Here is a 6153-nt window from a genome sequence, read left to right as displayed (position 1 = left end):
TNTTAAGTCACCCATCATAGTATCTGTCTTAGAAAGGATTTCTTTAACATCAGAAATAGCACTTTCAGGCTCATCTTTATCTAAGTGATATGCGAGCTGCTCAGAGAAACCTTCAAGATTATCAACAATATTATTTAGCTTTTGCTCATTACCTGAAATAACTCTCTTTAATGATGCTGTAACTTGCTTTGTATTTTGGACAAGTTCTTTGACATCATCGAGAATAAGCTTGATTGGTGGTTTTTCACCCGGAGGCGCAAGAGAGTCTTTAATAGACTTAACGATAACTTTAACATCCTTCATAACTTCACTAGCATCCTTAACAAGGGCCTCTACCCCACCTGCTTCAAGTGAATCTAAAAAGGCATTATTACCTAATCTTTTTTCTGAATTACCGACGTAGATTTCAAGATACTTATCACCTAGGAATCCAACAGACTTGATCTTTAGCTGTGAATTCTCAGTAATCTTTACTCTTTCTAGAACCTCAAAAGTAATAAGGGCCTTATTTCCCTGAAGCTCAATATTCTTAATTCTACCTGCATTAATCCCTGCAACTTTAATGGGAGTTTTTGGAAAAATACCTGAGGCATCATTAATAATTGTTCTATATGTAACGTAATCACCAAAACCAGATTGGTTTGATGTAATCATTAGAGACATAACTACTACTGCTGCCATTGAGCAGAGGGCCATAAGCCCGACTTTAAATTCGTTCATTTACTCCCTCTCCTAGAGGTTTATAAACTCTTTAACCAAAGGATGGTCAGAATTTGCAAAATCCTTAGCTGGTAAGTACTCAACAATATTACCACGATTTAAAAATGCCACATAGTCGGAAATTTCTAATGTCGCCTTCACGTCGTGTGAAATAATAATTGAAGTCAGCTCATTTTCTTTATGTATTTGACCGGTCTCAACAATTAAGTCGTTGACCATTTTTGTCGTGATTGGATCAAGCCCAGTAGTTGGCTCATCATAGAGCATAATCTTTGGACTCAGGGCCAAGGCCCTTGCTAGACCTACCCTCTTTCTCATACCACCAGATAGTTCACTTGGAAGTTTATTGTAAGACACTTCCTCTAGACCCACTGACTTTAGAAGGTGAAAGCACTTCTCTTTAATTTGATCTTCATTTAGATCCGTGAACTCTCTAAGAGGAAAGGCCACATTTCCAAAAGTTGTCATTGAATCGAAAAGAGCCGCGTATTGAAAGAGCATTCCAAAGTTTTGACGGAACTCTCTCATATCAACTTCTTCAAGTTCGCTTAGGTCCCTTCCGAGAACCGAGATTTGACCACTAGTTGGTTTATGAAGTCCGAGAATATGTTTTAGTAAAGTTGACTTTCCTGCTCCAGAAAATCCGAGAATTGTCGTAATTTTTCCTCGAGGGATATCAAAATTGAGTTTATTTAAAACGGTATGGTTACCAAATGTTTTTGTCAGATCATTAATTCCTACGGCAGGATTTTCAAAACTTAACATCCACTCTCCTATAGAATTTGAACCAGAAAACTAGTTAAGAAATAATCGAGAACAAGTACGGAAATCATACCCCAAACAACAGCAAGATTTGTTCCTTTCCCTACTCCTTCAGCTCCCTTCGTCACAGAAAAACCGAAGTAAGTTCCAATAATTGAAATAATGAATCCAAAGACTGTCGCCTTGATCACACCTTGCATAAGATCGCTGACAAACATAAAGTTACTCAGCTTTGAAAGATAGATCGCCTCATCAATTGAAAGAGCTTGAGTTCCAACAATATATGACCCGATATTTCCAATAAAGAGAAAGAAAACACTTAACATAGGAACAGATAAGGTTCCTGCGAGAATTCTTGGAACAGCGAGGTATTGCATACTATTGACACCCATGACCTCTAGGGCATCAACTTGTTCTGTCACTTTCATCGTCCCAATTTGCGCTGCCATTGCAGCCCCTGCCCTTCCTGCGACAATTAATCCCGTTAAGACGGGTGCTAATTCTTTTGCAAGAGAGATTGCGACAACTGGTCCAACCAGTGAATCAACATTAATAAGCTTAAAGCCAAAGTATGTTTGATAGGCCATTACCATTCCGGTAAATGATCCCGCGAGAGTAATAATGAAAAGACTCTTGTTTCCAATGAAGTGCATCTGCTCAAAAAAGAGCTTCATTCTATAAGGAGGTCGAGCCGCCCAATAGAAAAAACTTAAAATAAATCGACAAATGAGACCAAGACCAGAAATGTTCTTTATTACGATTTTGCCGATTCCTTCCGTGAATCTTATAAAGTTATCCGTAACTAATTGCATTAGAAATATTTTAATGCACTTTTTCCCTAGTGCCTAGCACAGACTTTCGCGAGCAGCGCAGCATTTACAATTTTTTTAAGAATTTAGGACTGTTTGTCTTCAATAATTATTGAGAGGAAATCATCAGCAAACTTCTGACATTTCTTTTGCCCAACTCCATGAACCTCAAGAAATTCTTCTTGTGTACGCGGAAGTCTCTCGGCCATATCCTCGAGAGTTCTATTGCTAAAGACTTGATATGGTGGAACACGTAATTTCTTAGCAAGAGCACTTCTTCTGGCCTTAAGCTTTTCAAGAAGAACATCACTAATTTCTAACTTTTCTCTCTTCTTACTTAAGCCTGTTTTGAGTCCCGTTCCAAGCTTCTTTAAAGGGCGATTTACAGAGAAGGTCTTCCCTTCTTTTAAAATCTCAAGTGCCTTAGGTGCTAACGCTAGTGTTCGATATTCCAAATTCTTGTAAAAGAGATATTCTCTAAAGACGAGATTTCTAACGATATAATTCCATTCCTTAGCAGGAGTTTCTCTACCAATACCATAAACAGAGAGTTCATGATGAGAACGGTTTAAGATCTTCTCTTCCTTAGCTCCTCTAAGGATATCAATAATATATTTTGCTCCAAAATTCTGTCCCGTTCTAAAAACTGCGGATAAGAACTTCTTCGCCTCTAGGGTTGCATCATGGCTTTCAAATTCATTTAAACAACAATCGCAATTACCGCAATCTCTTGGATACTCTTCTCCAAAGTAAGATAGAAGGTATTTACGACGACAAGTTGTGAGTTCACAAAAGCTCAGCATAGAATCAATCTTAGTAGTGGCCAACTCTTTATAGACGCCACTTGCATCAGAATTATTAAGGAAGTTCTTATTTCTTACGAGATCATCCAATCCGTAAACCATCCAAGCGACAGCTGGTTCGCCATCTCTTCCGGCCCTTCCCGTTTCCTGATAATAACTTTCAATATTCTTTGAAAGCCCCAAGTGTGCAACAAAGCGAACGTTAGGCTTATCAATCCCCATTCCAAAAGCAATTGTTGCAACAATAATGATATCTTCTTCTTTTTCAAACTTTTCTTGGGATAAGCTTCTTTCAACATCCGAAAGCCCTGCATGGTAAGCGTAGGCATTCAAGCCTTGATCACGAAGCTTTTCCGTAATTTGATCAACCTTCTTTCTTGTCCCACAATAGATAATTCCAGTTTCACCCTCGTGCTCTTTGAGAAATTCAAGAAGTTGCTTTGTTCCATTATCTTTAGGACGAATCTCGTATCTTATATTGGCCCTATCAAAGCTAGAAACAAATTCTCTAACTTCTTTCAGGTGAAGATTCGCAATAATATCATCACGTACTTTTTGATCAGCTGTAGCCGTTAAGGCCATCATTGGAACATGAGGAAGTAGCTCACGAAGAGAACCAAGATTCTTATAATCACTTCTAAATTCATGTCCCCATTGTGATACACAGTGAGCTTCATCCACAGCAATAAAAGAAATATTTGCATTCTTCAAAAGATTTCTAATTTTAGTAGAGGCCAATCCTTCAGGAGAAAGATAAAGGAGTTTAACATCACCAGAAATCACATCCTGGTAAATTTCATTCCAAATATCCATATCTAAAGTTGAGTTTAGAAATTCTGCCGCGACACCATTAATCTTTAAAGCATCAACTTGGTTCTTCATAAGAGAAATTAGTGGTGAGATAACGACTGTTAATCCATCAAAACAAAGCGCTGGGACTTGATAACATAGAGACTTACCACCACCAGTTGGCATAAGAACAAAAGCGTCCTCTTTATTTAAAGCGGCCTGAATAGCATTTTTTTGCTCGAGTCTGAAGTCTTCATAACCAAAGACATTTTGGAGCACTTGGTAAGCTTTTTCTAACATGATTTTCCCATCGATTGTTGCTCTAAAAACTTACCAATTTCTTAGCTCATCGCCAATGAATATCACCTTTTGTTCAGTGACTTTTTATTTTTGAGACTCTCAAACTTAGGGTCTGTAAGGGATTTCGTTAAGAATAAGACTAAATCCTCTTTCTCAGATTGCGTTAGACGAATCATATTGCGCTTAATCACTGGATGAGCATCCTCTTTCTTCCTAAACAAGCGGTAATGATTAGTCTCAACATAGATCTTTTGTTTGTAAGTTGTCTTTTCAAACTTCTCTAACCACTTTGAATTATATTCATCAAGTGATTTGATTCCACCGGCATAATGGTTGACGACATCCATTAGAGTTTCATAGGCTCCAGAATGAAAATATGGTGCCGTCAGGGCCACATTTCTTAAAGGCGGCGCTCTAAACACATAACGATGTCTTTCTTCGTTAGTCACTTCAAAGCGTCCCTGATCATTATTACGAATATCCTTACCAGGCCCAATTTGAGGTGCCGCAATATTTGCCATAGCATTTCCACCTAAAATGGTTCTCCCATGACAGACAATACATCTCCCCTTGGTAGAAAAGATGATTGCCCCTCTTTTTTCCGCTTCACTTAGGGCCTGAATTTGACCTCGAAGATAGCGGTCCCAAGGTGTATTTGTCGAAGAAAACTCAAATTTTTGAAAGTGAGCCAAGGCGTTTCCAAGATGACCAATATTTAACTCCATGGCCTTTGGGAATGCCTTTTTAAAAAGCTCCTGATATTCTTTTTTACCTAGAAGCCTCCTCATGATTCGCTCCCACGCCTCTTCATCGCTCTTAGCATCTGCGATTTCATTAGTTCCCTTCTGTCCCCTCATTTCCTCATGATTAAGGATTGGGAAAAGGGCCTGAGCTGCGAGGGCACTTCCTAACTCATCAGTAATATCCCATCGCTCAGGATAATCTCCATTAAGAACTTCCGAAGGTGTTGTGTAGGCCTCTGCTCTTTCATCATAGGAAACTCTTCCATCCCAAAAGAGCATTCTCATTTCTGGATGATCGAGATTAAAAAGGGCCGGTGAGTTTCTAGCAATAATTGTTTTTCCATCTTCACCAAGAGAAAGAGGTAGCGCATCACTCGTGCCAAGTTTTGGATCGTGGCAGCTCGCGCAACTAATATTCCTATTTCCAGAAATCTCTACTTCTGAAAATAACTTCTTTCCCAAATTGTAAATATCTCGGTTTATACCAGTTGGCCTTGGAACGGGCTTAAATTGAAAACGAGCAATATAGTTTTGAAGTTCTACATCAAGTTTTGATGCATAAGTTGCTGAAACTGCTAAAAATAATAGCAGTAGTTTCAGTGATTTAATCATGTCTTCCTCAAAGTGTGTGTTGTGTGCGAAAGCATTACACACAGTCTTGTTTGATTAGTCAAACAATTTCTACCATGCTATAGTCCGCAACAAATAGAAGCATTGGAATTGAATCTTTTAAGTGATTAAATTCACTCAAAAGATATGGAGTTGATTATGAAAAAGTTTTTCACACTAATGGCCCTATTCGCCATAACTGCATCTTCTCAAGCAGGAGATATTGCCAACGGAAAGAAAATTTACAAGAAAATTAACTGTACGATGTGTCACAATGCAAATGGTTCTGGAAAGGCTTCTGATGTCTCAAAAATCAGAATGACAAAGGGCCCTAAAATCGCCGGACTTGACGCTGCCTACGTTGCCGAACAAGTTATTGCCGTTCAATCGAAGAAGAGAAAAACAAAGAACACAGCAATGATGTATGCCAAGGTAAAAAAACTTTCTAAGAAAGAGATTGCTGACGTTGCGGCCTATGTTGCATCACTTGGTCCAAAGTATAAGGGTATGTTCCAAAAATAAAAAAAGGAGCGTAAGTCGCTCCTTCTTTATCTATTAGTATATTCTTTTGGAACTCTTTGGGTGATATGAATAAAGACCTCATAAGGAATGATCTTT

The 6153-nt window shown here is 38.5% G+C and carries 6 protein-coding genes; 1 reads left to right on the top strand and 5 read right to left on the bottom strand.

Annotation, left to right across the window (positions count from 1 at the left end; genetic code table 11):
• The 5 genes from M901_RS11755 to M901_RS11735 form a co-directional block, all read right to left on the bottom strand.
• A partial coding sequence (locus M901_RS11755) for an MlaD family protein (RefSeq protein ID WP_034721967.1) occupies positions 1 to 720 on the bottom strand: 720 nt, incomplete at its 3' end.
• A 12-nt stretch (positions 721 to 732) separates the two neighbouring features.
• Complete coding sequence (locus M901_RS11750) at positions 733 to 1485, bottom strand: ABC transporter ATP-binding protein (protein ID WP_021278413.1); 753 nt, start codon at positions 1483 to 1485, stop codon at positions 733 to 735.
• 8 nt (positions 1486 to 1493) lie between these two features.
• Positions 1494 to 2294 carry an ABC transporter permease gene (locus M901_RS11745; RefSeq protein ID WP_034721963.1) on the bottom strand — a complete coding sequence of 267 codons (801 nt, stop codon included), beginning with the start codon at positions 2292 to 2294 and terminating at the stop codon, positions 1494 to 1496.
• Positions 2295 to 2377: 83 nt separating this feature from the next.
• Entirely contained in the window at positions 2378 to 4183 is a 1806-nt protein-coding gene (gene recQ, locus M901_RS11740) for a DNA helicase RecQ (protein WP_021278414.1), read from the bottom strand.
• Positions 4184 to 4245: 62 nt separating this feature from the next.
• Positions 4246 to 5538 carry a cytochrome-c peroxidase gene (locus M901_RS11735; RefSeq protein ID WP_021278417.1) on the bottom strand — a complete coding sequence of 431 codons (1293 nt, stop codon included), beginning with the start codon at positions 5536 to 5538 and terminating at the stop codon, positions 4246 to 4248.
• Between the two features lie 156 nt (positions 5539 to 5694).
• Between M901_RS11735 and M901_RS16640 the strand changes: the two genes are divergently transcribed.
• Positions 5695 to 6057 (top strand): c-type cytochrome, encoded by a 363-nt coding sequence (locus M901_RS16640; RefSeq protein ID WP_021278415.1) that lies wholly within the window; start codon positions 5695 to 5697, stop codon positions 6055 to 6057.
• The last annotated feature ends 96 nt before the right edge of the window (positions 6058 to 6153 follow it).

This window comes from Bacteriovorax sp. DB6_IX, assembly GCF_000447775.1.
Taxonomy (GTDB): domain Bacteria; phylum Bdellovibrionota; class Bacteriovoracia; order Bacteriovoracales; family Bacteriovoracaceae; genus Halobacteriovorax_A.
Note: the sequence above shows the minus strand (reverse complement) of the source record. Positions and strands in the feature narration are given on the sequence as shown.

Coding starts and splice junctions, on each gene's coding strand:
- M901_RS11750 (WP_021278413.1), bottom strand. CDS start 1,485: ATGTTAAGTTTTGAAAATCCTGCCGTAGGAATTAATGATCTGACAAAA.
- recQ (WP_021278414.1), bottom strand. CDS start 4,183: ATGTTAGAAAAAGCTTACCAAGTGCTCCAAAATGTCTTTGGTTATGAA.
- M901_RS11745 (WP_034721963.1), bottom strand. CDS start 2,294: ATGCAATTAGTTACGGATAACTTTATAAGATTCACGGAAGGAATCGGC.
- M901_RS16640 (WP_021278415.1), top strand. CDS start 5,695: ATGAAAAAGTTTTTCACACTAATGGCCCTATTCGCCATAACTGCATCT.
- M901_RS11735 (WP_021278417.1), bottom strand. CDS start 5,538: ATGATTAAATCACTGAAACTACTGCTATTATTTTTAGCAGTTTCAGCA.